Below are 26,899 nucleotides of genomic sequence, written 5' to 3' on the forward strand. Positions count from 1 at the left end.
CGGTTGTCACCCGGCGGGTCAGTGGAACGCCACCACGCCATCGGTCGTCGCGACGAGCAGCAGGCCGGCGCCCACGCTGGGTGAGGTGAAGATCGGTGTGGAGACGCCCACCCCGACACGCGCTTGCACGGCACCGGTCTTCACGGCATACCCGACCAGCTCGGCCGTGCTGTGGTCGAGGGCCCAGAGCCGCTGCCCGACCACGATCGGGGCGCTGTCCGCCCCCTGCAACAGCGGGCCCAGCCTGCGATGGGTCACGTCGATCACCTGGATACCGCCACCGCGGCACGGCACGAAGAGGCTCCCGGTAGCCCGGTCGAAAGCGGGCCCACCGTCGGGGTCGCTACCGCAGACATTCGGGATCCGCGCGATCTGGTGCAGATCGCTCGACCGCAGCAGGTAGCCCACGTCGGTCTTGCCCACGGCAAACACCTCACCGCCGGGCAGCAGCACCGGATTTCCCGCACTCAGGTCCTCGTCACCGCCGGCGACCCGGTCCTTGAAGGATGCCAGCACGCGCAGGTCGGGACTGAGCCGCACCACGCTCTCGGTGTATTTCTTGGGATCCGGGCCACCTTGCGGTGGATCGGGATTCGCGTTGCCCGTACTCACGTAGAGGTTACCGGCGGCGTCGACCGCCGGTGCGCCGCCGGACTGCCAGATCGCGCCGCCCTCTCCGTCCGGTGCGACTTCGAACGACACCTGCGGGCGGGCGCCGGTGGGATCAACCCCGACCACCCACCCGTGGTAGCGACCGCAGTCACCGAAGTTGCCGGTGTAGGCCACGTAGACCCGCCCGCCGCTGAACGCGAGGCCAGCGCGCTGGAGCAGGGTCGTCGACGACTCGCCGGCGGGCAGCGGCGGGTCTACGCGGGTGCTGGAGCGCTGCCGACCGGTGCGCACGTCAAACCCCACCAGCTGATGGTGGACCGTGCCGCCGCTGCCGATCTCCGCGACCACATAGACGATCCCGTGGACGGTGTCGATGACCGGCGTGCTGGTGATGCCCAGCGGATCGATGTTGCCGCAGCCGACCACCTGCGCGACGTCAGTGAGCGGCGCGCCGAGGGCCCGCGACCACAGCACGCGGCCGGTGGCCGGGTCGAGCGCGACGACTCGGTTGCGCTCAGTCGCGGCGATGATGCGGCCGCCCGCGACCACCGGCTGCCCGCGGACGGCGGCTCCCAGACTCGTGGTCCATGCCCGCCTCGGCGGATCGAGCGCCGGCCCGTCGGCGACGGCGCCGGTGCGGGCCCGGTCGCGGTGGTATGCGGGCCAGTCGGCCTCGCTGCCCGTCTGGCCGCCCGCTGTGCCCGGTGTAGTCGATGCCGGAGCCGGTCGTGCGCTGGGCGAATGCGCCGCAGACACGCTGGGCGGACTGCTGTCTGCTCCGGAGGATGCGCTGCCCGACGGGCCGCACCCGGCGAGGAGCCCTCCGCAGCAGACCGTCAGAGCCGCGAGCGCACCGCGCCTGGTCATCGAGCGCCGCGCTGCTCTGGGCGGGCGAGGCCACAGCAGAGCGCACGGCATACTCATGGGTCCATCTTTGCGCAGGTTGATCTCCGCGCCTGGAAGCGAGATCTACAGAATCGCCTGCAGGAACTTCTTGGTCCGCTCGTGCTGCGGGTTGGAGAACATCGCATCGGGAGCGGACTCCTCGATGATGTGACCTTCATCGAACATCATCACGCGGTGAGACACATCCCGCGCGAACTGCATCTCGTGTGTCACCAGCAGCATCGTGATGTCGGTAGTGTTCGCTACGTCGCGCAGGACACCGAGCACATCGCCAACCAGCTCGGGATCCAGCGCCGAGGTGACCTCGTCCAGCAGCAGGATCTCCGGCTCCATCGCCAGAGCACGGGCGATAGCTACCCGCTGCTGCTGCCCACCCGAGAGTCGAGTCGGGTGCTCGTCACCCCTGTCGCCGAGACCCACCTGATCGAGCAGGCTCTGTGCCTTGCTTCGAGCCTCCTCCTTGGACTGCCCGAGGACGTGAACCGGCGCTTCGATGATGTTCTCGATGACCGACATGTTCGGAAAGAGGTTGAACTGCTGGAAGACCATCCCGATCCGACGGCGGATCAGCGCGACCTCCTTCGGGCGCAGCGCGGTCCGTTTGCCATTGTCTGCCTTCTTGTGCGTCAGCGGTTCCCCGTCGACATAGATGTAACCTCCGCTCAGCTCTTCCAGGGTCATCAGGAGGCGCAGGATCGTGGTCTTGCCCGAGCCGCTCGGCCCGATGAGGGTCACCCGCTCTCCCTTGGCGACCTCGAAGCCCAGTCCGTTGAGGACGACGTTCTTCCCGAATCGCTTCTCCACGTCCTCGAAGACGATCCGTGGCGTGCCACTCGTGCCGGACGTTGCAGCAAACTTGGACAGGTCCGGTGACGACATGGCGCCGCTCATGTCAGTAGACAAGCTTCTTCTCCAATGTGCGCATGAGGATGGCGGTGGGATAGCTCGCCACCAGGAAGATCAGGCCGGCAATGGTCATTACCTCGATGTAGCTGAAGTTGTTGCCACCGATGTCCTGGGCCTGAGACACCATCTCCGGCACGGAGATCGCAATCAGGTACGGGGTGTCCTTGAACATCGCGATCGCCCAGTTGCCCAGCGATGGCAAGGCCGCACGCATCGCCTGCGGGACGATGACCGCCTGCCAGGTGCGCCTGCGCGGCAGCGAGAGCGCCGTGGCCGCCTCCCACTGACCACTACGAATCGACTCGATGCCACCACGGTAGGACTCGGCCATGTAGGTGGAGTACTGAAGTGCGAACACCACGATGCCGATGATGATCAGTCGATGCTGGTACTGAGCGAGGCTGCTCGTGTGCGACAGCCAGCCCGTCGGCTGGACGATGGCATAGGCGGCGATCAGCAACTGCAGTGGGATTGGCGTGTTCCGCAGCAGACTGAGTACGAACGCGAGCACCTTGCTGAGCGCGCCGGGCATCTCACGCAGCCCAATGGCCCAGATGAGCCCGAGCAGCGCCGACAGGATCGAGGCGACCACGGTGACGACCAGGGTCACCTCGAAGAATGCCTTGAGCATGACCGGGAGGGCATCCCGGGCGATACTCCAATCCCAGTGCATCAGGCCAACGCTCCCGCCGTCGCTCGATTCGTATCCGTCTTGGTGGGCTTGAGGCCCAGGCGGCGCTGCGCGCGCACCTCAATCCGTCGCAGGAACGCCGAGAAGGCCATCGCCAGGAGGTAATAGAGTACGAAGGAGATCCCGTAGACCGTAAAGCGTTCCGCGCCCTGCTTCTGCAGGTTGTCGCTGACGGAGGTCAGGTCGAGCAACCCGATGAAGAGCGCGATGGCCGTGCCCTTGACCAGCATGACCATCAGGCTGTTCAGCCCTGGCAGCATCAGCGCCCACGCTTGCGGCCAGATGATCCGGCGAATCTTGGTGACCCACGGCATGGACAGCGCCGTGGTGCACTCCCACTGCTCCTTGGGAACGGCGGTGAGCGCGCCACGGACGACTTCAGAGCCGTAGGCACCGTAGTTGAGGCCGAGCGCGACGAACGCGAAGACCAGCGGGTGGGACCCCCAGCCGAACACCACCGGCGTGACAAAGACCAGGAAGAACAGCTGGACGACGAGCGACGTTCCCCGGAAGAACTCGACGATGATGCGGGAGATCATCCGCAGCACCGCGAATCGCGTCATCGCGGCCAAGCCGAGCACGACGGCGATGACGAAGGCCAGCGCGCCGCCGAACACCGACAACTCGACCGTGATCTTCAGACCGCCCAGCAGCTGCTGCCAGTTGGCCTGCACGGTGCTGATCACGCCCGCGGGCACCGTGAAAAGCTCAGCCACGATGGGCGTGCTCGGCTGCGCGGGACACTACTTCGCGTCCGGAAGCTTGCCGGAGCAAAGGTACGCCGTGTCCGCGGTCTTTCCCTGCGGACGCTCCGCCTCGGTGAACCCGAACTTGCCGACGATCTTGAGGAACTCCTTCGGGTTGTCGATGATCTTCTTCAGCTCCTTGTTGTAGGCGTTGAGCAGTTTGGTGTCGCCCTTGCGGAATACGGCGGCTCCCGCACCGATCTGCTCCTTGCCCTTGACAACGGCGGTGAACGCTGGTGTCACCTCGACCTTGCTGCCCGCATTCTGTGTCTTGACCAGTGTGCGCAGCGAGATGGCAGTCAGCGCAAAGACGTCGGCGCGGCCACTTTCGACGGCCTGCAGACCGGCCTCCGGCGTGCCGACTGTCTGCGTCTGGATGCCCATGTCCTGGGCATAGCCCTGCTCGATCGCGCCGGTTTCGGTCACCAGGTTGGCCCCGGACTTTTTGATGTCCGCCATCGTGTGCAAGTGCTTCGGGTTGCCCTTGGGCACCAGCAGCGCCGTCTTGTAGACGATCTCCGGATAGCTGAAAGCAGCCTGCGCACACCGCTTCGGCAGGGCCGACATGCCGGCGCTGACCTCGTCGAACTGGCCCGCTGTGAGCCCAGGGATCAGGGAGTTCCAGTCGACCTGCTTGCCCGTGACCGTCTTGATGCCGAGCTGCTTGTAGACCGCCCGGTCGAGCGCGATGGTGGCACCGGTCAGCTTGCCACTCTTGTCCATGTAGCTGTAGGGGTTCTCACCGTTGATCCCCACCGTGATCGTGCCGGCCTTCTGCAGCTTGGCCAGGGTGCCCCCACCTCCACCACCACTGGCGCCCCCCGAGCTGCCCGAACTGCCCGTCGAACTCGACCCGCACCCGGCGAGCGAGAGCGCACCAACTGTCAGCACAGCAGCGAGGGTTGTTGCACGGCGTGAACGCAGCGTCATGATTGAGCCCTTTCGACAGACGGGGAGCCACGCCGAACGCAAGCCCACCAGGAACCGGACCTTTGGAGGCTATGCGGCACCACCCACTTCTTCAATAGCGAGAAATTGGCCGAATGGAAGCCCTCGTGACCAATAAATCCCCTTCCGGCAACGCGCTGACCTGCGAAAACACAAAAATGACTACTTTGTTAACAATCCTACGAGCGCGCGAGGCGCGGGATCTTCGTTATCAGTTTGAGATGTTGGGGTGCGCTTTTGAGACACCCTGTCCGCGGTCCCTACGGCAGGTGGGCCAGCGTGCAGTCGTCCAACCAGCCGCCATCCCTGCCGAGGACCACCGCCCGCTCGGTCCCCTCCAGCTCGAACCCGTTATTGAGCAGGACCCGGATCGACGCCTCGTTGCGGGCGAACACCTTGGCGACCACCCGGCGAATTTTCGCTCGTTGGTGAAGTTCTGGCGTGAGCAGGCCGACCGCGGCACTCGCGATGCCACGACGCCACCAACCCGGGTGCACCGAGTAACCCAGTCGGAAGTCCCACACAACGGGCTCAGGGCCGAGCGAGTCCGGCCGGTAGCGACGTCCACCGATGTCCCCGACGACCCGACCGTCGACCACCAGCGCACACATCAGCCCATCGGGATTCGAGATCCGGTCGGCGAGCAGGTCGCGGCCCTGCTGAATCGTGTTCACGATGCGCGAGACGTACGCCTGGCCCTCTGCGCGCCGTTGGTACTCGAAGAATGCATCAGCATCCGCCATGGTGGCGGGCCGGATGACCAACCGTCCGGCAGACAAAGGCCACAAAATGTCCGCGCCGACAGTCTCATTCGCACCCACGACGTTCTCCGTCATGATCGGATCACGCCGGCTTGCGCACAAGCAGGTATGCGCGCTCGGTCGGCCTCTCGGAGCTGTTCGGCAGCCGGGTGGTCACCGAGACCAGGTCGAAACCAGCGGTGCTCACCTCGGCGATCACCTGCTCCGGATCCAGGAAGTAGCGGTCGAGGTCGACGTCCTGCTCGAACCACTGGTCGAGGTGCGCGAAGTCTCCCGGTGGGTGCTCCTCGCTGCGAATGTGAAACGAGATCAACGCGACGCCCCCGGGTGCCAGTGCCCGTCGCAGCTCGCTGAACGCCTGCATCCGCTGCGTCTCGCGCAGATGAATGATCGAGTAGAGCAGCGCCGCACCGGACCACGCGCCGTCCTCGACGGGTAGGTCGATCATCGACGCGACCTCGAACCGCACCCCGGGCGCTGCCTCCCGTGCGATCTCAATCATCCGCGGCGAGATGTCAATGCCCACGACGTCGGTGCGCAAACCCGCCAGGTGGCGGGTCACGTGACCAGGACCGCAGCCCAGGTCGGCGATCGTGCCGTCACCGCTCATCTCGACCAGCGCGGCCAGCAGTGCGCGGTCGAGCGGCTTTCCGTCGAGCTCGTGCTCGAGGGCTGCGCCGTACTCCGTGGCCACTGCGTCATACGACGCCCGCACTCGGCTCTCCGCCGGGCGTGTTGCTGGAGTCGTCGTCTCGTCAAGGCTCATGCCTCAAGTGTCGTTCCTGTCCGTCTGCTTGGCGAGGCCGCACCCGGTGGTGATCGCGGGTCCGAGATCCGGGGCCTTGGCTCCGGCGCACCACGCCCGTCGGTGGACTCTGAAAGACTTCCACTCATGGCAGACGCGGTGGTGGCCGAAGGACTGGTCAAGACGTATGGCGAGGTGCGCGCCCTCGACGGGCTAGACCTGCGCGTGCCCGAAGGCACGGTGCTTGCGGTGCTCGGCCCGAACGGGGCCGGCAAGACCACAGCCGTCAAGATCCTCACCACCTTGATCCGCCCCGACTCGGGGACCGCGAGCGTGGCAGGGGTCGACGTGATCGCCTCCCCGCGAGCGGTGCGCAGGACAATTGGCGTGTCCGGACAGTATGCCGCCGTCGACGAATACCTCACCGGTTACGAGAATCTCGACATGGTGGGTCGCCTCTACCACCTGGGCGCGAAGCAGGCACGGCAGCGAGCACGAGACCTGTTGGAGCAGTTCGACCTCGCCGACGCGGCAAACCGGATGGCCAAGACCTACTCCGGTGGCATGCGACGCCGCCTCGACCTTGCCGGTGCGCTGGTGGCCCATCCGCCGGTGCTCTTCCTCGATGAGCCCACCACCGGGCTCGACCCGCGCAGCCGCACCGGCATGTGGCAGGTAATTCGCGATCTGGTCGCCGACGGCACCTCGCTCCTGCTCACCACGCAGTATCTCGAAGAGGCGGATCGGCTCGCCGACAACATCGTGGTCATCGACCATGGCAGGCTCATCGCCGAAGGCACCGCCGACCAGCTCAAGAGCCAGGTGGGCGGTGAGCGTCTGGAGATCACCGTCAGCGACGGCACCCAGCTCCGTCGTGCGGAGGAGCTGCTGACGCCATTGGCGGTGGGGGCCGTGGTGCGCGAAGACGATCGTCGCGGCCTACTGGTGCCTGTCGACGGTGGAGCGTCGCAGCTCGCCGACGCGTTGCGTCGGCTCGATGCGGAGTCGATCGCCGTCGACGACGTCGGCCTGCGACGACCGACCCTCGATGATGTATTCCTCACCCTCACCGGCCACGCGGCCGAGGACAAGGACGCGCCGACCACCGGCCACGCCGCCGCGAAGCAGGAGAGCGCACCATGAGCCTGTTCACCCCCCTTGCCGACAGCCTCGTCGTCGCCAGGCGCAACCTGATCAAGGTCAAGCGGGTCCCGGACCTGCTGGTCTTCACCACGCTCTCACCGATCATGTTCGTGCTGCTCTTTGCGTTCGTATTCGGCGGCGCCATTGGGGGATCCGTGACGCCGGGCGGCAACGCCAGCGCCTACCGGGAGTTCCTCATCGCCGGAATCTTCGCCCAGACCGTCGTATTCGGCTCCACCATCACCGGGGCCGGGATCGCCGAAGATGTCCAGAAGGGCATCGTCGACCGCTTCCGCACGCTGCCGATGTCGCCCTCGGCGGTGCTGGCGGGTCGGACCCTGTCCGATGTGATGAACAACGTCATCGTGCTGGTCGTGATGTCGGTGACCGGACTCATCGTGGGCTGGCGGATCCGCGAAGGGTTCCTGCACGCCGTGCTCGGCTACCTGCTGCTGCTGGTCTTCGCCTACGCCATCAGCTGGATCATGGCCTGGATCGGACTGATCGTGCCCAGCCCAGAGGTGGTCAACAATGCCTCGTTCGTTGTGATCTTCCCGATGACGTTCATCGCGAACACCTTTGTGCCACTGACGAGTCTGCCCGGGCCGTTGCGTTTCGTCGCCGAGTGGAATCCCATCTCGACGGTCACGCAGGCCGCCCGGGAGCTCTTCGGCAACATCCCGGCCGGCGGAGGCCTGCAGACACCTTCGTGGGCGCTGCAGAATCCCGAGCTCTACACCTTGCTCTGGTCCGCCGTGATCCTCGCGATCTTCATCCCGCTCGCCAACGCGCAGTACAAGCGCTCCACCAGCCGCTGACCGGCGACCTCACCGGGCGAGGAGCCACGATCGTCGTCAGTAGGCTCACTTCGTGGTGCACAGCTTCAGCCACGACAGCGCTGGGCCGGATAGATCAGCTGCCCAGCCGCGCCGCTGGTAGGCATCGCACCCCACTGACCCAACCGATGGATACGGACCTCGGCAGCGCCGACGATGTGCCGCACGGTCCACCCGCGAGCGGTGAGCGTGTTGGAGATCAGCAGCCGGTGGCATCGCCACGGCACCGGCTCAGCGCACATCACGACAGCGCGATGATCGGTCGCGAGCTCCGCCAGCTTGCCGATCCCTGCCTCGTACGCCGGCGTCAACGTGTAGTCGGCGTAGTTCTTGAAGCTCGCATTCCGCCATCCACCGTTGAGGTGCGCTTCGACGTCCTGCTTGCGGCGCCGACCACCCAGATCTGGCAGGTGGACATACCTGATCCCCGCCCGGTCCAGCCATTCGGGCATCACGTCACGCCCGAACTGCGGGCTGCGACGGGACCCGGGATGCGCCCGAACGTCGACGAGCACCTCAAGGTGCTCGGCATCCAGCAGCCCGATGAAGCTCTCCTGCGAGCAGGTCCAGTGCCCGATGGTCCAGATGTCACCCATCCGTCCAGTCTCTGCGACGGGCGTCCGTCACGTCTTCCGGGGGCCGGCCGGCGTCTCGTCGGAGTGGAGACGGCGAGGGTGGAGTGTGGCCCACACAAGGACGGTCGTGACGAGTAGCAGGATCGCGGTCAGCGCTGCCGCCAGGTGAAGACCGTCTACGAACGCCTGATGTGCCGACCCCAGCAGCTGATCCGCGCGAGCGCCCAGCACTCGAGCAACCTCCGCGGCACCGCCGATGCTGGCCTGCGCGGTCTGTGCCTGCGCTCCGCTCAGTCCGCTTGTCTCCAGCCCATGGCGGTAGACCGCCATGCCGGCGCTGCCGAGCAGCGCGACTCCCGTGGCGGCACCGAACTCCATGGCCGTCTCGGAGAGCGCCGACGCCGATGCGGCCCGCGCCGGGTTCACCGCCTCGACCACCACGCTGGAGGTCACGGTGAGTGCCGTTCCCGTGCCGAGCCCCATCAGCATGAAGCCGACGAGGTAGACCACCGCCCCGCCCCCCGTGCCGACGGCGATCAGCATCGCCGCCCCGACCCCGGCGACCGTCAGCGGCACCGCGAGCGCGAGCCTTGGGCCCCATCGGCGAGCGAGCGGCGCCGACAGGAGCGATCCGATCATGCTTGCCAGCGTGCCGGGCAGCATCAGCAGGCCGGCCGGCAGCGGAGAGAATCCGAGCACGAGCTGGAGATACTGCGCACCGAAGAACAGCACGCCGGCGAGGGCCAGCACGGACAGCAGGTTGGTCGCGATCGCCGTCGCGAAGACCGGCCTATGGAAGAGCTGTAGATCGAGCAGGGGGTCGGGCGATGAGTTCTGCCGCCGCACAAACGCCCAACCGGCCAGCACCCCGACGACCGCGACAACCACCAGCGGCCAGGAGATCCCATGGACGGCCGCCTCCTTGATCGCGAAGACCACGGGTATGACGGCGGCCATCGACAGGCCGGCGCTGATCAGGTCGAATCGTGCCGGGTTGGGGTCACGGGACTCGCGGATCACCTTCGGCGCCAAGGCGACCAGCACGATCATGATGGGGACGTTGATCAAGAACACCGATCCCCACCAGAAGTGCTCCAGCAGCCAGCCGCCGAGGACGGGTCCGGCCGCGGACCCACCTCCCCACATGGCGCCCCATACGCCGATGGCCGTTCCCCGCTGCCGCGCGTCCTGGAAGTTCGACCGGATCAGGCCCAGCGTCGAGGGCATCAGGGTGGCACCGGTGACGCCCTGCAGGATGCGCGCGCCGATCAGCACCAGCGGGTCGGTGGAGAACGCGGCGAGTACCGATGCCAGGCCGAATCCGGCGGCGCCCATCATCAGCAGTCGCCTCCGGCCGATCCGGTCGCCAACGCTTCCCATCGTGACGAGCAGGCCGGAGATGACGAAGGAGTAGACGTCGACGATCCACAGCAGTTGCGTGCCCGAGGGACGCAGGCTCTCGCTGATGAACGGCAGCGCGATGTCCAGCACCGTCGAGTCGACGGCAATCAGCAGCACTGCCAGGCAGAGGAGGGCAAGCCCTAGCCACTCACGGGTGCCCGCACGGCTCGGCGCGGGATCGTTCACCAGCAAACTTCACCACACGCCGCGCTGCTCTGCCTTGTCGGGTTGCGTGCGGTGCACCCTGGCTCTCAGCGCTGGGCCTGGAGGAACTTCAACAGCGCGTCGTGTGCTTTGACCTCGCCCTGCTTGTTGCCGGTGAGAGTTCCGCCCGCTGCGTTGCTGTAGAAGGACGCGGTGGCGCTGTAGTAGGCCTCCATACTTCCGGCGTAGTGCCCGGCGTTCGGCAGCTTGAGCGCGGTCACCGGATACCGAAAGTGATGAGCCTGCTGCCGAGCCTGGATCGCCGTGGTGTAGGCGCACGAGGGCCAGACGGCATCCATCTTCCCGCAGACCAGGAGCAGCGGGCCGTGGATCTTCTCCACCGGAATCACTGCACTCTGAGCAGTAGGCGGATCGGGGTCGCCCCACTCACCGCTCGACGCGTGGGCCAGGGGCTTGCCGTGCCAGGTCCACGCTGAAGCACCGCTGGGCGGGAAGCTCAGGTTGACGACCGAGCTCGGCACCCCGGCGATGACACCATTCACCAGTTGCGGATAGTCCGGGTCGTGCTGCGCGGCGGCAGGAACAGGTCCGCATACACCCCGTCCTTGCCCGGCCGCAGCGACTTTCGCGTCACGCCCTTCGCCATCGGCAGGCGACGGGCGACCGCGGTCGCCACCGTGTGCCCATCGACGGTCGCCGCGAGGGTGACGGTGAACGGCTTCATCTTGGAGATCGAACTGAAGAACTCCGCATCGGACCCCTTGGCCGGCTTCATGAACTCGAAGAGTCCCATCGGATTGGCCCCCGTATAACTGCCGCTCGTGGACTTCATCCCCCAGAGAGACCATCCCGTCCGAGGGCGCCCGGAACGTGGCCGAGCCCTTCCAGTGCACGCCCCCTGTGTCGGTGGCACTCGACGTCACCGTGACCTTCGACCCCGCGGAAAGCCCCGTGATGGTCGTCGACACGGGCACATCGGCCACCGCTACCGCCGGCGAAACACGCATCGTGGCACGCACATCCGTCGAGGAGTCCGAGCAACCGGCCACACCCGCTACCGCGATGAAGACGGCAACCGCCCCTCCAAGCACCCTGTTGAGACCTCCCACGAGGCGCAACGATAGCGCTCATCTGTCGGCGGGTGGCGCCGCCGACGTTGGTCAACGACCAGCCACTTTCCTAAGTGAGGGTGCATCCTGGTGTGGTGACAGAACGCAACGTCCTTGGTGGCGAGCTTCAGCTATGCGGCACGGATCCACTCACCGGCTTCTACCGCGACGGCTGTTGCAACACCGGCCCAGAGGACCGCGGCAGCCATACGATCTGCGCGGTCGTGACCGCCGAGTTCCTCGCGCACCAGCGCGGTATCGGCAACGACTTGTCCACGCCCATGCCGGCCTACGGCTTCCCCGGTCTGACACCGGGTGACCGGTGGTGCGTGACCGCCACGAACTGGGCGCGCGCCTACCGCGACGGCGTGGCGGCACCCGTCGTGCTGGCCTCTACTCATGAGGCGGTGCTCACGATCGTCCCGCTGGAGGCACTGCGGAAACACGCCGTCGACGTCCCCGACGACCCCGGCTCACTTCTGCTGTAAGCGCTGAATACGCCCTGCCCTTCTCCGGTCCAAGGTGGCACCGACCGTTGATTCAGGACAGTCTGTGTCCTCTTCTGGTGGTCGACTGAGGGCACCACCGAGAAAGGACTTCCCATGACCACCACCACAAAGCCTGCTATGACGTCGGAAAAGGTCTCGCTGCTCGCGACCCTGGCCGATCGGCGCCAGTTCCTCATCCTGACCAGCCGTGATTTAACCGAGGAGCAGGCCCGAAGCAAGCCAACCGCCAGCGAGCTGTGCATCGGCGGGATCATCAAGCACGTGGCGTCCGCAGAAGATACCTGGGCCCGATTCATCACTGATGGCACCGCGGCCTTCGGCGATGCCGACTGGACCTCGGTGGACTTCGCCAGCATCGACGTCGCCGATCCCAGCACCGTGCCAGACTTCGTGCTCGAGCGGATGGACCAGTTCGTGATGCACGAGGACGAGACCCTGGCCCACGTCGTGCATCGCTATGCGGAGGCTGCCCGGCGCACCGAAGCCGTTGTTGCCGGGCTGGACTCGCTCGACGTGCGGCACGACCTCCCACCGGCACCCTGGAACGAGCCCGGTGCAACCAGGTCAGCCCGTGATGTCCTGCTGCACCTGATCGGCGAGACCGCCCAGCACGCCGGCCATGCCGACATCATCCGCGAAACCATCGACGGCCAGAAGTCGATGGGCTGAAACTCGCTCGCTTGATTCGTCCGCTCGTTGCTAGCGTCGCCCACATGTCCGTCGAACTTCCGCTCCACGCCCTCGATGTCCGCAACACCGTGCAGGACGTCATCGATCACATCTCCCAGATCCCCGACGACGGGTGGTCCATCCCGGCCGCCCGGCTGGACTGGTCGTGCCGCGAGACCATCTCGCACGTCCTCGACGACCTGGGCGGGTATGCCATGCAGCTCTCGGGCGAGCGTGGACACGGCACGGCATACACCCCGCTCGAGGAGCCCAAGCTGCCGCGACCGGACGGGCCGACGTTTCTCTTCTGGCCGGAAGAGGGCGGCGGGACTCGTGCGATCTGCGAGTGCCTGGATGCCGTCGGCGGCCTGCTCGTGGCGGTCGTGGCGACCGCACCGGCGGATCGGATCGGATGGCATCCCTACGGCGACCCGGACGCCACCGGGCTGGCCGCCATGGGCATCGCGGAGGCCGCTCTGCACGCGTTCGACGTCCTACTGGCGCACCGGATCGCCTACCGCCTCGACCTCGGCATCGCAGCTCGGGTGCTAGACCGGATCTTCTCCGACGCCAGCCGGTCTGATGATCCGTGGCACGACCTGCTCGCTGCAACGGGCCGCACGGCCGAGACCCGCGGCATCGACTGGCGCTGGGACTCGTCGGTGCGCTGACCGCCCGAAGTGCAGTGGATCCGTTGGCAATTACCAACGAATCCACTGCACTTCAGCGTGGTGGTTACTCGACAGGGCGAGCGTCGCGAGCGTGCTGCTGCGTGAGATCGACGTAGACGTCCGCATTGAGGGTGATCCCTGCCCGCTCCTCGGCGGACAGCTCACGCCGCACCTTCCCCGGCACTCCCGCCACCAGCGAGCCCGGTGGGATCTGGGCTCCCTCTGGCACAAGCGCATTCGCCGCGATCAGGCTGCCGGCGCCAATGTGTGCGCCATTGAGCACGGTTGCGCCCATGCCCACCAGCACGTTGTCTTCGACGGTACAGCCGTGCAACACCGCGTTGTGTCCCACTGACACGCCTTTGCCGAGAGTCAGTGAGAACCCGGGATCCGTGTGCAGCGCAACGCCATCCTGCAGGTTGGACCGGTCGCCGATCGTGATGGTCTCCATGTCCGCCCGCAACACCGCGCCGTAGAAGACGCCCACCTGCTCACCAAGGCGCACGCTGCCGACCACGGTCGCGCTGTCCGCAACCCACGCGGTGGATGCGACATCGGGCACTCGCTGCCCCAGCTGCAAGATCATCGGACGCTCCTTCATCGGGACGGTATGCCGTGTCGAGCCTAACGGGATGACCGTCGTCTCGTGGCTTGGCGCCACTGGCAGACTAGGAACCAGACATCTGTCGGACCGAAAAGGTGATGCGCTGTGTCAGACGACTGTGTAGGCACGGCGCTGGTGACCGGTGGCAGTCGCGGCATCGGCGCCGCATCCGCAATCGCCCTCGCACGCTGCGGATGGGATGTGGCAATCACCTTTCGCGACCAGCTCGATTCGGCCGAACAGGTCGCGGCCGCCTGCCGCGCGCTGGGGCGGCGAGCGATCAGCATACGAGCGGATGTGGCGCGCCCGGCCGACATCGTGACCATGTTCGACGAAGCACAGTCGCAGCTCGGCGCGGTTTCGGCGCTCGTCAACAACGCCGGGGTGGTGTCCCCGGCAGCACGAGTGGACGAGTATGACGCGGCACGGCTGGACCGGGTGCTCACGATCAACGTGCGGGGCGTGTTCCTTGCTGCGGCTGAGGCGGTGCGCCGCATCAACCGCCCATGGCGGCGCGGGAGGCGTCATCGTCAATGTGTCGTCACGGGCAGCGGTGCTCGGGGGGCGCGGGCGAGTACGTCGACTACGCCGCGAGCAAGGCCGCTATCGACGCACTGACGGTGGGGCTGGCTGCAGAAGTGGCCACCGAGGGGATCCGCGTCGTCGGCGTCCGACCGGGCCTGATCCACACCGACATTCATGCGCCCGGCCGGCTCGAACGCCTCGGCAGCACACCACCGCTCGGACGGCCCGGCACTCCTGAGGAGGTTGCCGACGCCATTGCGTGGCTCGCGTCCGCCGAAGCCTCCTACATCACCGGAACCAGTCTCGACATCGGTGGCGGGCGCTGAGGTCATTGGATCTGCGCAAGGGTGGACCCTGGGGTGCAATTCGTGACCTCTCGGGTGCAATTTATGACTTCTCGGGTGCAATTCGTGACCTCTCGGGGAGGAGCCTGTTGGTCGGACCTCACGTTTTGGGTCTGCCGCGCGTCTACTGCATGAGAACCTGACATCACCGGAAAGGACCACCCGTGACCGCGCCACACCGCACCGCACCGACCAGCCGCACGACCGCCCGACACTGCGTCATCGACGGCGCCCTCGGCGAGCTCACCGTCGTCGCTGACCACGACTCCCTGATCGGTATCTACTTCCCCCAGCACTGGACGAACCCGTCGACCGACGACTTCGGCCCACGAGTGGACGCGTCCAGCGACCCACTGCTGGACCGAGCGGGTCGCCAATTGGACGAGTACCTCACCGGTGGGCGCACAGCATTCGACCTGCCGATCGACCCACACGGCGATGCCTTCCAGCACCAGGTGTGGAAGCTGCTGATGGAGATCCCCTACGGCGCGACGACCACCTACGGCGCGCTCGCCGAGCGGCTGGGCAACAAGGCGCTCGCCCAGCGAGTCGGCCAGTGCGTCGGCCACAACCCGTTGTCGGTGGTCATCCCCTGCCACCGCGTCGTGGGCAGCGACGGCAGTCTCACCGGGTACGCGGGCGGGCTGGACCGCAAGCGCTTCCTGCTCGGCCTCGAGGAGCCCGACGAGGCGCGAGCCGCCAGGCTCTTCTAGGACCTGCTGACCACTCGATGCCCCCCAAAGCTCCCTTCGAGACCGTCGTCACCGACCACGGTCCGACGGTGCTGCGCGTATGCCGTGCCGTTCTGGGATCGCACGCCGACGCCGAGGACGCATGGTCGGAGACCTTTCTGGCGGCACTGCGCGCCTGGCCGGACCTGCCGGCGGACGCGAATGTCGAGGCCTGGCTGGTCACGATCGCGCACCGCAAGGCGATCGACGTGGTCCGGGCGCATCGCCGACACCCCGTGCCGGTCGCCGAGGTGCCGGAGCGGGCCGAACAGACCGCCTTGCCGGGCAGCGTGGACACCGACCTGTGGCGCGAGGTGCGCGCACTGCCCACCAAGCAGCGGCAGTCCGTCGCCTATCACTACCTGGCCGGGCTGCCCTACGCGCAGGTCGCCGACATCATCGGTGGCAGCGCTGCCGCGGCTCGACGGGCCGCGGCGGATGGAGTCAACCGGCTGCGCGCACAGCACACAGCCGGATTCGCGAGAGGAGACGGGTCATGAGACCCACCGAAGACCAGGTGGTGCACGAGCTGCAGGACCGCACGTCACCCTCAGCCGAGTCGATGGCCGCCCTGCATCGGAGGCTGGAGAGCGGCGCGGAGCGCGACGGCATGCTCGACGTGGCCTACCGCACGCTCGACACGGCCGTCGGCTCGCTACTGCTGGCCGCCACCCCCACGGGCCTGGTGCGCATCGCCTACGCGGTGCAGGGCCATGAGGCGGCCCTCGAGGCACTCGCCGCCGCCGTCAGTCCACGGATCCTGGAGGCACCCGGTCGGCTCGATGACGCCGCGCGGGAGATCGAGGAGTACCTGGCAGGCGGTCGCCGGACCTTTGACCTGCCGCTGGACTTCGCGCTGTCGCACGGGTTCCGGCAGACGGTGCAGCGGTTTCTGCCGACGATCGGCTATGGGCAGACGTACTCGTACACACGGGTTGCGGCGGAGGTCGGCAATCCCAAGGCAGTGCGCGCCGTGGGGTCCGCCTGCGCGACGAACCCGTTGCCACTGGTGGTGCCGTGTCACCGGGTGCTGCCCGCGAGCGGCTCGGTGGGCCGCTACGCGGGCGGGGCCGAAGCGAAAAGCGTTCTGCTCGCGATGGAACGGACGACTACCGGGAGGTAGGTCCGAGCATCACCGGAAGCTCGTCCAGCCCATAGACCAGGGCGAGACGATGGAAGTTCAGCTCGTCTTCAGGGACCGCGAGCCGCATCTGCGGGAAGCGCCGCGCCATCGCCGGCAGGGCGGTCCGCAGCTCCATGCGAGCCAGCTCGGCACCGACACACCGGTGAAATCCGTGCCCGAATGCGAGATGCGGGGTCGGAGCACGATGCGGGTCGAAGGTGTCCATGCCCGCACCGAGCCGCGAGTCGCGGTTGGCCGCGCTGAGCGAGACCAGCAGCACGTCTCCCTCGCGAATGTGCATCCCGAAGAGGTCGTGGTCCTCCTTGGCGAACCGGGGAAAGGCCATCTGCACCACCGTGAGGTAGCGGAGCATCTCCTCCACGACTCCGTCGACCGCGGCCGGTTCGTCCCGCAGCAGTCGCAGGTGCTCGTCGCTGCGCAGCAGCAGCACCATCCCGAGCGCAAGCATGGACGCGGTGGTCTCGAAGCCGCCGGTGAGCACCCCGTCGGCCAGCCCGCTGAGCTCATGGTCGGAGATCTCGTCGCCGTGCTCGCGAATGATCTGGCCGATGAGACCGTCCCCAGGCTCGACGCGCTGCCGGCGGACCTCCTCCAACAGGCGGTCCCGAGATCGCGAGACGGCGCCGAGTGATCCTGGCCCGCCCTTGGTCACGTCGAAGCGAGCCTTGCCCAGCGCCTGGAAGTCGCCGCTGTCGTAGGACACCCCGAGCAGCTCGCAGATGACCATGAACGGCACGGTGTGACAGAAGTGCTCGGTCAGATCGACGCGCGGGCCGAGCGCCTGCACCATCCCGAGCCGATCATCGACGATCTCGGTGATCCGTGGCTGCAGGCGGGCAAGCCTGCGGCGGGTGAACTCCGGCGTGAGCAGGTGCCGGAGCCGGGTGTGGTCCGGTGGGTCGGTGAACCCCAGGCCGCCGATGTCGCCCGCGGTTGCGGGGCCACTGGTCCCCATGAGGTGGCGTATGTCGGTGCTGTACCCGGTCGCGTCGGCCAGGACGGCGCGTGCCTCCTCATGCCCCATGACGAGCCAGACGCGGAACTTGAACGGCAGCTTGACGCGGCTGATCGGCGCTGCGACCCGCCGCGCGTCGAGCATCGGCACCGGGTCCAGCCCGTTCCGCTGCAACGGAAACAGGCTTGCCTTCGGAAAGATGGAGGTCGGCAGGGAAGCGAGGTCGAAGTTATTACGCTGTGCTCTGATGAGTGCACGGCGCGCGAGATGGCTGCGTAGACGTTCGATTGACAAATCCTAATTCGTGAGCCTGGGCGCGCGCGGTCTTCTCGCCGGAGAGTCGAGTATCCCTACACAATATCGTCCGGCTGCACTCACTTGACGCGCTGGGCGATGGCCTTCGGCGTGTCTCCCACGATGGCGTTGTGGGACCGACCCCATGCAAGGTACTTCGCACCGAGGTTGACCATAGCGGCAGCCCGGTTGCGGTTGCCCAGCAGCGTCGTGATGTGCACGGCGTTCCAGATGACCCACGCCGGAAAACCCTGGAGCCGCGGGAAGTGCGCGACCTCGGCCACCGCGGAGCTGCGCCCGATCGTTGCGAGGATCCCCTTGTCGAGGTAGGTGAAGGGCTTGATCGACGCACCCTCGAGGTCGGCGGCAATGGCCTTGCCGGCGTGCTTGCCCCCCTGCAACGCCGGCTGAGCCAGCTGAGGGAGAGCCAGATCACCCTCGCCGATGGCGACGTCACCGACCGCATAGACACGCTGCATACCCTCGACCCGCAGCTGGTCGTCGACCTTGATGCGCCCGCCCTTGCCCTGCGGCAGGCCCCACTGCGACACGGAGTCGTCGACGGTGATGCCGCTGGCCCAGATGACCACACCGGCAGGGAGGAACTCCGCGTCGTCGCCGACGACAACACCGTCACGGCGCACCTCCCGCACCTTCGTGTCCAGCTTGAGGTCGACGCCGCGGCGCCCCAGTGCCTCCCGCGCATAATCCTGGCTGCCCTTCGAGAATGCCGCCAACGGGTGGTCGGCCATCTCGACGAGCGTGACGTGCACATGCTTCGGGTCCAACTCGGGATACAGCACCGGCAGGTCCTTGTTGCGCATCTCGGCGAGTGCGCCGGCTGTCTCCACACCGGTCGCACCACCACCGACGATGACCACGCGGACGTCCTGACCGGGGTGGTTGAGCGCGGCATCCTCGAGGCTGGCGAAGATGGTGTCGCGCAGCTTGAGCGCATGGGTGCGGGTGTAGAGCGGCATGGCGTTCTCGGCGGCTCCCTGGATGCCGAAGAAGTTGGCCGTAACACCGTTCGCGAGGACCAGGTAGTCGTAGGTCAGGTCGGTGTCGTTGTCGAGTGAGACCATCCTGGTGTGGTGATCCATCGACTTCACCGCACCCTGCACAAACCACACGTTGCGCTGTCGGCTCCGCACCGACCGCAGGAACCAGGTGACGTCGCCGGGGTTCAGCGTCGCGGTCGCCACCTGGTAGAGGAGCGGCTGGAAGGTGTTGTAGGGGTGCTGGTCTACGAGAGTGATGTCGACATCGGCGTGTCGCAGGGCGTGCACTGCCGCCAGTCCCCCGAAACCACCGCCGATGACTACTACGTGCGGGCGCTGACCTGTGCCGTGAGTCGTCGTGGACATGTCCTCAGCCTAGGTTGCCACCCCCTCGCGGGCACCGGCCTGGTCCACTTAGTGAGTTGCGTCCTGCGATTCCGTCAATCATCGCGCCGTTGCTGTGTGGCGCGGATCACGTTGGCGGCGTAGGCCTCGAGCAGGTTCCGCTCGTCCGCGTCGCTGAGGCCCGCCGCCCGTGGGTGGCTCTTGGCACGACTCTCCTCGTAGGCCAGCGCGCCCCGCATCGTGTCCTCGATCGGGCGGAGCCTCAGACCGCCCGCCTGCGCCGCCGAGATGTTCCGATCGCAGAAGCCCCGCCAGTCCGGATCGGTCAGCCACAGGGGCAACGACTTCGGACCGGCCCACTCGCTAACGCCCTCGGACAACAGCCAGTCGTTCTCTGCGGCCACCACCTCTGCGGCGAATCCCGCTACCCGGCGGGCCACCTCGAGCACCTGCGTCAGCGTGGTGCGCTCACCCGCCGCGTTGAACGCTCCGTCGAGCCGCTGCTCTGCACAGTCCACCAGCCACCTCGCCAGATCACGCACGTCGATGACCTGCGCGGGTATCTCGCTCGCGGCCGGGATGAGGATCTGCCCACCGGGCGTGCTCGGATGGGCGAACCGCCACGGCCAGTAGCCGGACCGGCCTGACGTGTCCCCCGGCCCGCCGATGAGACCCGCGCGCGCAATCGTGCACCGCTTCGGGCCGAACGCCTCGAGCACCGCCTGTTCGCAGGCGACCTTGCCCGGTCCGTACGCCTGCATGTCGGTGTAGGAGTCGTCAGCGAGCGGATCCAGCAGCGCAGCCGACTCGTCGAGCCCAGGGGTTTTCGTGTCGGCATACACATTGCCCGTCGAGACGAAGACCAGGTGCTCCGCCGCGCGCGACAGATCTCGCCCGGCTCGACGGACGTGACCAGGCTGGCGGGCAACGTCGACCGCCGCATCCCAGTGCTGCTCGGCCACATTCGCCAGTGCATCGTCGCGGTCACGATCGGCCACGACCAGTCCAGCGCCAGCCGGCACCTGGCCGGACTCACCTCTCGCCACGCAGGTGACGTCGTGCCCGCGGCTCACTGCCTCGGTCGCGACGGCATGACCCAAGAAGGCGGTCCCACCCAGAATCAGAAGCTTCACAACCTGATTCGATCATCATTGCGTTTGCCTCGCCAGACTCTCTGCTCACAGCAGAACCCGATCCGCGACGCCCCGTCCGCCTGCGTGACGCTGCGTGCCATCGCTTGCGTGAGGCACCCTGCCGCCCCGGTGGGCGAGCTGCGTCAGGCCAGCTGGTCGCGCCACTCCCGACCGGTCACGACCTGCGCCTGACGGGGAAACACCTTCTGCGTCAGGACGCGGTGCACCTCGTCATCGAGGTCGAGGCAGCCATCGGAGATGACCGTCAGCCCGAAGTCGAGGTCGGCCGCCTGCCGCAGCGTGGAAAGGACAACGCCGCTGGTGGCGATCCCCGCTAGGACAAGGTGGCGAATCTCCATGGACCGCAGCACCAGGTCGAGGTCGCTGCCGGCGAACGCACTGACCCTGCGCTTGGTCACGATGACGTCACCGTCGTGTGGAGCCACATCGGGGTGCACCTGCGCTCCCGGATCGCCGGGGATGAACCTGCCGGAGCCGGCCATCACGGCGAAGGACTTGTTGCTTCGGCTGACGTCAGGGTGCCCCTCGCGGAAGCCGATCACCACATAGACGACCGGTATGCCGTGCGCCCGGGCCACGTCTATGGTGCCGGCGAGCCGAGGCAGGTAGTCGGTGCCCTCGGCAAACCGCTGGGTGATGCCGAGCTGAACGTCCATCACGAGCAGTGCGGTGCCGGTGGAGCCCGTCATGAGTCGTCCTCTGCAGTGGAATGTTTCGGCTGGTCGTGCGGTGCGGCACACCCGACCTGGTCGATACCGGTGAAGTAGTGGTGGGCAACTTCCTCGTTGTAGCGGGTGAACATGCGCGCGAGCTGAGCCAGATCTTCGACCGACCAACCCGCGAGCATCTTCGTGGTGCGCCGTTGACGTGCCACGCTCAGCTCCGCCATCCGCGCCAGTCCGTCCGGGGATGCCGTCACCACCGAGCGCCGCCGGTCCTGCGGGTCCGGGTTCCGGGTGACCAGGCCCTTGCCCTCTGCGGCCGCAACCTGCCGCCCCACCGTCGACGGGTCAAGGCCGAGAGCCGCCGCCAGCGTGCCGATGTCGGACGGCCCGAGCGAGTCGAGCGCGAGGAGCAGCAGGTAACCGGCCCGGTCCAGCTGGGAGTCGAAGCCGGACCGGCGCCGCAGCAGCTCGAAGTTGCGTGTCAGGACCGCAGCCTGCACCTCGATCACGGCCACCGGGTCGGCCTCATCGCGCGCGGCGACCGGTGCTGTCTCACCCGTCATACAGTCGTGCCTCCAATCATCGGTATCATACCTGTTATTATCGGCATAATGCAGATATTACAGTCCCGGGCGCGCGGCTGGATGCGGCACACCTGGGATGCGGTCGTCGGTTCCGACCCCGGACTGACCCGTCTGCGGCAGGCCCTCTTTGCCGCGCTCGCCATGGCCGGCGCGCTGGCGGTTGAGCTCGCGCTGTGCCTGCTCACACACGCAAACCAGATGTCGACGGTCGTGGCCATGCTGCTTGGCGCCATGGTCGCGATGATCGGTTCCAACGCCCTGGGTGGCACGGGCGGATGGTCCAAGGTGCGCACCGCCGCTTTCTTTCCGGTCGCAATGGGCCTGGGTATCGGTCTGGGCGTAGCCGTTGGAACACATATCGACGTGATGCTGATGACCTTCGTGGCCGTGATGTTCGTGGCGGTCTACGTCCGGCGCTTCGGCATGGACTTCTTCTTCTACGGCTTCATGCTGTGGATGGGGTATTTCTTCTCCTCGTTCCTGCACGCGACGGTGAGCACGGTCCCCCACCTGATGCTGGCGATCGTGCTCGGAACCGCGTGGGTGCTGCTGCTGTCGGTCACCGTGACACGCACCAACCCGAAACGGACTCTGCGACGCGTGCGCAGCAGCTTCAACGCCCGGGCGCGACGGCTTGCTCGCGCATCGGCATACCTGGTGATGGCAGACCCCGACGACGCCACCGAGGTCGCGCGACGCCGCCGCAAGGTTGGCGCGCAACGCGGCCGACTCGCGGAAGCCGCCTTGATGATCGACGGTTGGTCGGCCGATTCGGACGCGCTTCCACAAGGCTGGAGTGCGAGCGCGGTCCGCCGCCGCCTGGTCGACCTGCAGCTGTGCCTCGGGCAGCTCACCACTGCGTCTCAGGATCTCGTCGGTGCCGACCGTGAGCTTCGACGGGCCGCAGTGCAGGCGCTATGGGCCCTGACCCTCGGGCACAACGCGGATGCGGCCACCGCCGCCGCGCACCTGCGCGGTCTGGCCGAGTCCGATCGGCTCGGCACCGCGGACGAACGCCGATCCGCACGCCATCTGGCCGTCGGAGTCCTCGACTACGTCGAGCTCGAACCAGATATCGGTGAGCCACCGGGCGTGACCGGCCTGGACGACGACCAGTTCACGCCGGCCGTTGCCCTTGCCTTCGGCTACCTACCCGGGTCCCCCGCTGTCGTACGCGACGTGGACGCCCGTGGTCGACGCTGGAACCCCCTGTCCCGACTGGACTTCACGACGCGGCAGGCGGTGCAGGTCGCCGTGGCAGGGGCACTGGCCATCGTCTTCGGCCGGATGCTCGACCCGCACCGCTACTACTGGGCGGTCATCGCGGCACTCGTTGCCTTCGCCGGAACAGGCACCAGGTCCGAGACAGCGCTGAAGGCAACCAACCGCGTCATCGGCACACTGGTCGGCCTGTTTGCGGGCATCCTGCTGGCCCACCTCACAACGGGCCACACGGTCTGGACCCTTGCCGTCATTGTCGTGAGCATGTCGTGCGGTTTCTACCTGGTGCGCATCTCCTATGCCTACATGATCTTCTTCGTCACGATCATGGTCGCTCAGCTCTACAGCGTGCTGCACGAGTTCTCCGATGACCTGCTCTTCCTGCGCCTGAAGGAGACGGCACTCGGCGGCCTGATCGGCATCGTGGTCGGGCTGGTGGTCACTCCGGTCAGCACCCGAGATGCCGTCGAGTCCGTGCGCCGCAACCTCCTGCTGAGCCTGCGCGACTTCCTGCTCGCGATCCGCGGACACCTGCAACCGAATGAGCCCACCGACCCGCCCGACCTCGACGGGCCGCTGCGCGACCTCGACACCCGGCTGCGTGCCCTGCTGCAGGTCGGGGCGCCACTGACCCGGCCACTGCTGGCAGCCAACAGCCCGCGATGGGCTCGCCATAACCTGACGCTGTATGCCGACACCGTCCGTCGCGCGCAGGCGCTCACCCGATCCGTGCGGGCAGAGGCCGGCACGGATGAGCACCTCGCCGCCGCGGTCACGGCTCTGGCGCGCACGACGGCAGCCCTCGCCGCCATTTCCAGTCCGCTCGGCGCGGCGCCTCCACCCGGCCCGGGACACCTCGACCTCGAGGCCGCCGATCGTGAGATCGGAGCCGCACGCGCGAACGCGGGTCATTTACGGGCAGTGCGGCAAGACCTGGTTCGACTCCACGCGGCACTGCGCCAGATGATCGGGCCCTTCGACAACACCGACGTGTCGACCCGCGACGAGAACGACGAGCCCGACCTCAGCCGATCGGCGCAATCTCGATAAGCAGCATGCTCTGCGCGCCACGCGGTTCGAGCAATGCCCAGTCGCCGTGGACCCGCAGGAGATCGAATCTACCGAGCGACTGCGTGCACCCACCGGACGTGGTCACCCCGACCTCGCTGGGCAGCGGCAGCAGCAGGTTCTCGCGCCCGCGCGTGCAGGTGAGCTGCCTGCGCCCGTCGATGAGCAGCACGGAAACCTCGGCACGACAACGCCCCTCGCGTGTCATGACATTCAGCGCCCGCGCCGGTCCGGACATCAGTGCGCATGAGACGTCAGACGCACCACTGAACGTCAACGGCGCAAGCAGTGGCACGGCCTGCTCGGTCCCGTCGATGGTGAGAGCCACCGGGTCCCCTTCGACCAACGTGAAGACCCGTTCGACACCGTCGAACGCGGAGAAGTCACCTGACCGGCGGATGCCGGCGATGCTGATGCGCCAGTCGAAGGCATCTGACGGGGAGCCCGCCGGCCCGGTCAGCAGCGTGCTGGTCAGACCGCCACCGTTCTTCCACGGAGCCGCCTGGGCGTCGGCCCAGCGCAGCACCGTGTGCCGACTGGGCTGGTGTGGGGCAGACTTCACCGGATCGCGCACGGCTGGTGGACCTCGCTCAGGCCTCGTCGACGAAGATGTCGAGACTGATCGGATCGGTCCCGCCGTAGCCGGACAGGTCGGTGTGTCCGGCGGCTCGCAGAACGTCCACATCGATCAAGGTCTGCCCCGTGAGCGAGCCGGCGGGCGTCGAAAGGATCTCGATCGCGCAGTCCGCGACGATCTGCGGAGATCGCGAGTGCGAGACGGTCTCGTCGCCACCGAGCAGGTTGGCAACGGCCGCGGTGGCGATCGTGCTCTGTGGCCAGAGGCAGTTGGCCGAGACGGGAACCTCGGCATACTCGGCGGCGAACCCGAGCGTTGCCAGGGTCATCCCATACTTCGCCATCAGGTAGGCGGGGTGCGCACCGAGCCAGTTCGGCGACAGGTTGAGCGGCGGAGACAGCGTAAGGATGTGCCCGTTGTCGGACTTGATCAGATGGGGCAGACACGCCTTGGTCAAGGCAAAGGTGCCACGGGTGTTGACCGCCTGCATCAGATCGAACTTCTTCATCGCGACGTCAGCGGTGGACGAGAGGTCGAGCACGCTCGCGTTGTTGACGACTATGTCGACGCCGCCGAAGGTGTCGACGGCGGTCTGGACCGCTCGCTCGATGTCCGCGTCGTTGCGCACGTCGCCGACGATCGCCGCCGCCTGCCCGCCTGCGTCCTCGATCTCCTGTGCTGCCGTGTGGATCGTGCCCGGCAGCCGCGGATGCGGCTGGTCCGTCTTCGCCAGGAGCACGATGTTTCCGCCGCGGTGGGCGACGGCGAGCGCGATGGCCAGGCCGATGCCCCGGCTGCCTCCCGACATCACCACGGTGCGGCCTTCGAAGCTCTTACTCACGGGTGCATCCCTTCATCCGGTCGTACCGCCGAGCCTAGATGGCGCAACGCCGACTGCGCCGCGTGGTACCCGCACATGCCGTGCGCACCGGCACCCGGCGGTGTGGATGCGGAGCACAAGAACACTCCGGGAATGCCGAGGCTGTAGGGGTCGGTGGACATTCGCGGGCGGAAGACCACCTGCAGCCGGTTGGTCGCACCGCCGACGATGTCGCCGCCCACCAGGTTCGCGTCGTGCTCGGCCAGCCCCGCCGTGCCCGTCGACACACTCCGCACCACCCGGCCTCGGAAGCCCGGTGCAAACCGCTCGATCTGTGCCATGACCGCCTCGGTCGCATCACCGGTGAAGCCGGGTGGCACATGCGCATAGGCGTATACCGGGTTGATGCCATCTCGTGAACGGGTCGGGTCCGCGAGATACTGCTGGCCCAGCAGCACGAAGGGACGCTCCGGCATACGCCCGCACGCCACCTCCTGCTCGGCGCGGGCGATCTCCTCGAATGAACCACCGAGGTGGACGGTCCCGGCGCGGGCGCAGTCGGAGCTCGACCATGGAATCGGCCCGTCCACGGCGAGGTCCACCTTGAAGGCTGCCGGGCCATGGCGAAACCGCCGGAAGGACTGCCGAATGCGCCACGGCAACCGGTCGCCGTAGATGTCGAGTGCGGCAGCAGGCTCCACATCGAGCAGCACGACGTCCGCCGGCGGGATGTCGCTCGCCCGGCGGACCCGGACCCCGGTCTCTATCGATCCCCCGTGGTCTCGCAGCATGGCCGCGAGCGCGTCCGCGATGGCCCGCGAACCGCCCTCGGCGACCGGCCAGCCATACCGGTGACCGGCCGCGATGATCATGAGACCCACCGCCGACGACAGCGGACGATCCAGCCGGCCATAGTGATGTGCCGCAACTCCGCCAAACAGGGCGCGCGCCTTGTCGGTGCGCCACCAGCGCGCGGAGACGGTTGCCGGCAGCAGCGCTCGGGGGCCGAACTGCGCGAGTCTGATGGGGTGGTCCGGCACCCGGAGCACCGGCCCCAGGAGATCCGCCGAAAGGTCGTCGAAGCCGTCCCTGAGACTGGCGAACATCCGCATCCACCGGTCGCGGTCCCTGCCGAGCCCCTCGGCGGTGTCCTCGAGCGAACGGTGCAGCGCCCCGGCAGCACCGTCGTCGAGCGGATGGGCGCAGTCGATCTGTGGCCAGCGCCATTGCAGCCCGCGGGCGGCAAGGTCCAGGGTCGACAGGTAGGGCGATCCGGCACCCATCGGATGGAACGCCGAGCAGTAGTCGTGGACCAGTCCCGGCACGGTCAGCTCGCCGGAACACGTCCCTCCACCGATCCGACCGGCGGCCTCCAGGACCTGCACTGCCACGCCGTGGCGCGCCAGGTGCACCGCGGCGGAAAGCCCGTTGGGGCCGGAGCCGACGATCACTGCAGAAGGCATCGGACTACCTT

The 26,899-nt window shown here is 67.3% G+C and carries 31 protein-coding genes; 11 read left to right on the forward strand and 20 right to left on the reverse strand.

What is annotated here, in order from left to right; translation table 11 throughout:
- Positions 1-18: 18 nt before the first annotated feature.
- The 7 genes from FGL98_RS01105 to FGL98_RS01135 all read right to left on the reverse strand — a co-directional run bounded on the left by FGL98_RS01105 (position 19) and on the right by FGL98_RS01135 (position 6,336).
- Positions 19-1,479 carry an outer membrane protein assembly factor BamB family protein gene (locus FGL98_RS01105; RefSeq protein ID WP_222431944.1) on the reverse strand — a complete coding sequence of 487 codons (1,461 nt, stop codon included), beginning with the start codon at positions 1,477-1,479 and terminating at the stop codon, positions 19-21.
- A 102-nt stretch (positions 1,480-1,581) separates the two neighbouring features.
- Complete coding sequence (ehuA, locus tag FGL98_RS01110) at positions 1,582-2,409, reverse strand: ectoine/hydroxyectoine ABC transporter ATP-binding protein EhuA (protein ID WP_146314877.1); 828 nt, start codon at positions 2,407-2,409, stop codon at positions 1,582-1,584.
- A gap of 1 nt (position 2,410) precedes the next feature.
- A complete protein-coding gene (locus FGL98_RS01115; protein WP_146314802.1) occupies positions 2,411-3,097 on the reverse strand; it encodes an amino acid ABC transporter permease in 687 nt (228 codons plus the stop codon).
- A complete protein-coding gene (locus FGL98_RS01120; protein ID WP_246136301.1) occupies positions 3,097-3,831 on the reverse strand; it encodes an amino acid ABC transporter permease in 735 nt (244 codons plus the stop codon). The genes FGL98_RS01115 and FGL98_RS01120 overlap by 1 nt, the downstream gene beginning before the upstream one ends.
- 27 nt (positions 3,832-3,858) lie before the next feature.
- A complete protein-coding gene (locus FGL98_RS01125) occupies positions 3,859-4,791 on the reverse strand; it encodes a transporter substrate-binding domain-containing protein (protein ID WP_146314803.1) in 933 nt (310 codons plus the stop codon).
- Positions 4,792-5,069: 278 nt separating this feature from the next.
- Positions 5,070-5,645, reverse strand: a complete 576-nt coding sequence (locus tag FGL98_RS01130) for a GNAT family N-acetyltransferase (RefSeq protein WP_146314804.1) — start codon at positions 5,643-5,645, stop codon at positions 5,070-5,072.
- A gap of 7 nt (positions 5,646-5,652) precedes the next feature.
- A complete protein-coding gene (locus FGL98_RS01135; RefSeq protein WP_146314805.1) occupies positions 5,653-6,336 on the reverse strand; it encodes a class I SAM-dependent DNA methyltransferase in 684 nt (227 codons plus the stop codon).
- A gap of 126 nt (positions 6,337-6,462) precedes the next feature.
- Here FGL98_RS01135 and FGL98_RS01140 point away from each other — a divergent pair, with 126 nt between their 5' ends.
- Both FGL98_RS01140 and FGL98_RS01145 read left to right on the forward strand, forming a co-directional pair.
- Positions 6,463-7,458, forward strand: a complete 996-nt coding sequence (locus FGL98_RS01140) for an ATP-binding cassette domain-containing protein (RefSeq protein ID WP_146314806.1) — start codon at positions 6,463-6,465, stop codon at positions 7,456-7,458.
- Entirely contained in the window at positions 7,455-8,276 is an 822-nt protein-coding gene (locus tag FGL98_RS01145; RefSeq protein WP_146314807.1) for an ABC transporter permease, read from the forward strand. Before FGL98_RS01140 ends, FGL98_RS01145 begins: the two co-directional genes overlap by 4 nt.
- Positions 8,277-8,341: 65 nt before the next feature.
- On the opposite strand, the gene FGL98_RS01150 is transcribed toward FGL98_RS01145, so the two are convergent.
- The 4 genes from FGL98_RS01150 to FGL98_RS26640 form a co-directional block, all read right to left on the reverse strand.
- The gene (locus FGL98_RS01150; protein WP_146314808.1) at positions 8,342-8,890 is read right to left on the reverse strand and encodes a DUF488 domain-containing protein; all 549 of its coding nucleotides are present in this window, start codon (positions 8,888-8,890) and stop codon (positions 8,342-8,344) included.
- A gap of 27 nt (positions 8,891-8,917) precedes the next feature.
- A complete protein-coding gene (locus tag FGL98_RS01155; RefSeq protein ID WP_246136302.1) occupies positions 8,918-10,456 on the reverse strand; it encodes an MFS transporter in 1,539 nt (512 codons plus the stop codon).
- A 65-nt stretch (positions 10,457-10,521) separates the two neighbouring features.
- Positions 10,522-10,977, reverse strand: coding sequence for an acyl-CoA thioester hydrolase/BAAT C-terminal domain-containing protein (locus FGL98_RS01160; protein WP_246136303.1), 456 nt, complete (start codon positions 10,975-10,977; stop codon positions 10,522-10,524).
- On the reverse strand, positions 10,974-11,267 hold the full coding sequence (locus tag FGL98_RS26640; RefSeq protein ID WP_146314810.1) for an acyl-CoA thioesterase/BAAT N-terminal domain-containing protein: 294 nt from the start codon (positions 11,265-11,267) through the stop codon (positions 10,974-10,976). Before FGL98_RS26640 ends, FGL98_RS01160 begins: the two co-directional genes overlap by 4 nt.
- Before the next feature lie 372 nt (positions 11,268-11,639).
- Here FGL98_RS26640 and FGL98_RS01175 point away from each other — a divergent pair, with 372 nt between their 5' ends.
- From FGL98_RS01175 to FGL98_RS01185, 3 genes are all read left to right on the forward strand, one after another.
- The gene (locus tag FGL98_RS01175) at positions 11,640-12,032 is read left to right on the forward strand and encodes a DUF2237 family protein (protein WP_146314811.1); all 393 of its coding nucleotides are present in this window, start codon (positions 11,640-11,642) and stop codon (positions 12,030-12,032) included.
- A 114-nt stretch (positions 12,033-12,146) separates the two neighbouring features.
- Positions 12,147-12,722 carry a DinB family protein gene (locus FGL98_RS01180; protein WP_146314812.1) on the forward strand — a complete coding sequence of 192 codons (576 nt, stop codon included), beginning with the start codon at positions 12,147-12,149 and terminating at the stop codon, positions 12,720-12,722.
- Between the two features lie 44 nt (positions 12,723-12,766).
- Positions 12,767-13,393 (forward strand): DinB family protein, encoded by a 627-nt coding sequence (locus FGL98_RS01185; RefSeq protein ID WP_146314813.1) that lies wholly within the window; start codon positions 12,767-12,769, stop codon positions 13,391-13,393.
- A gap of 64 nt (positions 13,394-13,457) precedes the next feature.
- Here FGL98_RS01185 and FGL98_RS01190 read toward each other — a convergent pair whose 3' ends face one another.
- Positions 13,458-13,979 carry a gamma carbonic anhydrase family protein gene (locus tag FGL98_RS01190; protein WP_146314814.1) on the reverse strand — a complete coding sequence of 174 codons (522 nt, stop codon included), beginning with the start codon at positions 13,977-13,979 and terminating at the stop codon, positions 13,458-13,460.
- Positions 13,980-14,102: 123 nt separating this feature from the next.
- Here FGL98_RS01190 and FGL98_RS26645 point away from each other — a divergent pair, with 123 nt between their 5' ends.
- From FGL98_RS26645 to FGL98_RS01210, 5 genes are all read left to right on the forward strand, one after another.
- Positions 14,103-14,615, forward strand: a complete 513-nt coding sequence (locus FGL98_RS26645) for an SDR family NAD(P)-dependent oxidoreductase (RefSeq protein ID WP_222431945.1) — start codon at positions 14,103-14,105, stop codon at positions 14,613-14,615.
- The gene (locus tag FGL98_RS26650) at positions 14,531-14,848 is read left to right on the forward strand and encodes an SDR family oxidoreductase (RefSeq protein WP_222431946.1); all 318 of its coding nucleotides are present in this window, start codon (positions 14,531-14,533) and stop codon (positions 14,846-14,848) included. Before FGL98_RS26645 ends, FGL98_RS26650 begins: the two co-directional genes overlap by 85 nt.
- A gap of 182 nt (positions 14,849-15,030) precedes the next feature.
- On the forward strand, positions 15,031-15,579 hold the full coding sequence (locus FGL98_RS01200) for a methylated-DNA--[protein]-cysteine S-methyltransferase (protein ID WP_146314815.1): 549 nt from the start codon (positions 15,031-15,033) through the stop codon (positions 15,577-15,579).
- Between the two features lie 17 nt (positions 15,580-15,596).
- Positions 15,597-16,097, forward strand: a complete 501-nt coding sequence (locus tag FGL98_RS01205) for an RNA polymerase sigma factor (protein ID WP_146314816.1) — start codon at positions 15,597-15,599, stop codon at positions 16,095-16,097.
- Positions 16,094-16,720 carry a methylated-DNA--[protein]-cysteine S-methyltransferase gene (locus FGL98_RS01210; protein ID WP_146314817.1) on the forward strand — a complete coding sequence of 209 codons (627 nt, stop codon included), beginning with the start codon at positions 16,094-16,096 and terminating at the stop codon, positions 16,718-16,720. The genes FGL98_RS01205 and FGL98_RS01210 overlap by 4 nt, the downstream gene beginning before the upstream one ends.
- Here the strand turns inward: FGL98_RS01210 and FGL98_RS01215 are convergent.
- The 5 genes from FGL98_RS01215 to FGL98_RS01235 all read right to left on the reverse strand — a co-directional run bounded on the left by FGL98_RS01215 (position 16,707) and on the right by FGL98_RS01235 (position 21,718).
- The gene (locus FGL98_RS01215; RefSeq protein WP_246136304.1) at positions 16,707-17,990 is read right to left on the reverse strand and encodes a cytochrome P450; all 1,284 of its coding nucleotides are present in this window, start codon (positions 17,988-17,990) and stop codon (positions 16,707-16,709) included. The genes FGL98_RS01210 and FGL98_RS01215 overlap by 14 nt on opposite strands.
- An 80-nt stretch (positions 17,991-18,070) precedes the next feature.
- Entirely contained in the window at positions 18,071-19,357 is a 1,287-nt protein-coding gene (locus FGL98_RS01220) for an NAD(P)/FAD-dependent oxidoreductase (RefSeq protein ID WP_146314818.1), read from the reverse strand.
- 74 nt (positions 19,358-19,431) lie between these two features.
- Complete coding sequence (locus FGL98_RS01225; RefSeq protein WP_146314819.1) at positions 19,432-20,469, reverse strand: NAD-dependent epimerase/dehydratase family protein; 1,038 nt, start codon at positions 20,467-20,469, stop codon at positions 19,432-19,434.
- 143 nt (positions 20,470-20,612) lie between these two features.
- Entirely contained in the window at positions 20,613-21,179 is a 567-nt protein-coding gene (locus FGL98_RS01230) for a cysteine hydrolase family protein (protein WP_146314820.1), read from the reverse strand.
- The gene (locus tag FGL98_RS01235) at positions 21,176-21,718 is read right to left on the reverse strand and encodes a MarR family winged helix-turn-helix transcriptional regulator (RefSeq protein ID WP_146314821.1); all 543 of its coding nucleotides are present in this window, start codon (positions 21,716-21,718) and stop codon (positions 21,176-21,178) included. The genes FGL98_RS01230 and FGL98_RS01235 overlap by 4 nt, the downstream gene beginning before the upstream one ends.
- Positions 21,719-21,766: 48 nt before the next feature.
- Here FGL98_RS01235 and FGL98_RS01240 point away from each other — a divergent pair, with 48 nt between their 5' ends.
- Positions 21,767-24,010: an FUSC family protein gene (locus FGL98_RS01240; protein WP_146314822.1), complete on the forward strand. Its 2,244-nt coding sequence runs from the start codon at positions 21,767-21,769 to the stop codon at positions 24,008-24,010.
- Here FGL98_RS01240 and FGL98_RS01245 read toward each other — a convergent pair.
- From FGL98_RS01245 to FGL98_RS01255, 3 genes are read right to left on the reverse strand one after another with little or no spacing between them, the layout of a single operon-like run.
- Complete coding sequence (locus tag FGL98_RS01245; protein WP_186525899.1) at positions 23,985-24,602, reverse strand: HutD/Ves family protein; 618 nt, start codon at positions 24,600-24,602, stop codon at positions 23,985-23,987. The two genes, FGL98_RS01240 and FGL98_RS01245, sit on opposite strands and share 26 nt — an antisense overlap.
- A gap of 16 nt (positions 24,603-24,618) precedes the next feature.
- A complete protein-coding gene (locus FGL98_RS01250; RefSeq protein WP_281289138.1) occupies positions 24,619-25,446 on the reverse strand; it encodes an SDR family oxidoreductase in 828 nt (275 codons plus the stop codon).
- Positions 25,443-26,888 (reverse strand): phytoene desaturase family protein, encoded by a 1,446-nt coding sequence (locus FGL98_RS01255; protein ID WP_146314824.1) that lies wholly within the window; start codon positions 26,886-26,888, stop codon positions 25,443-25,445. Before FGL98_RS01255 ends, FGL98_RS01250 begins: the two co-directional genes overlap by 4 nt.
- Between the last annotated feature and the right edge of the window lie 11 nt (positions 26,889-26,899).

This window comes from Leekyejoonella antrihumi, assembly GCF_007845645.1.
GTDB lineage: Bacteria > Actinomycetota > Actinomycetes > Actinomycetales > Dermatophilaceae > Leekyejoonella > Leekyejoonella antrihumi.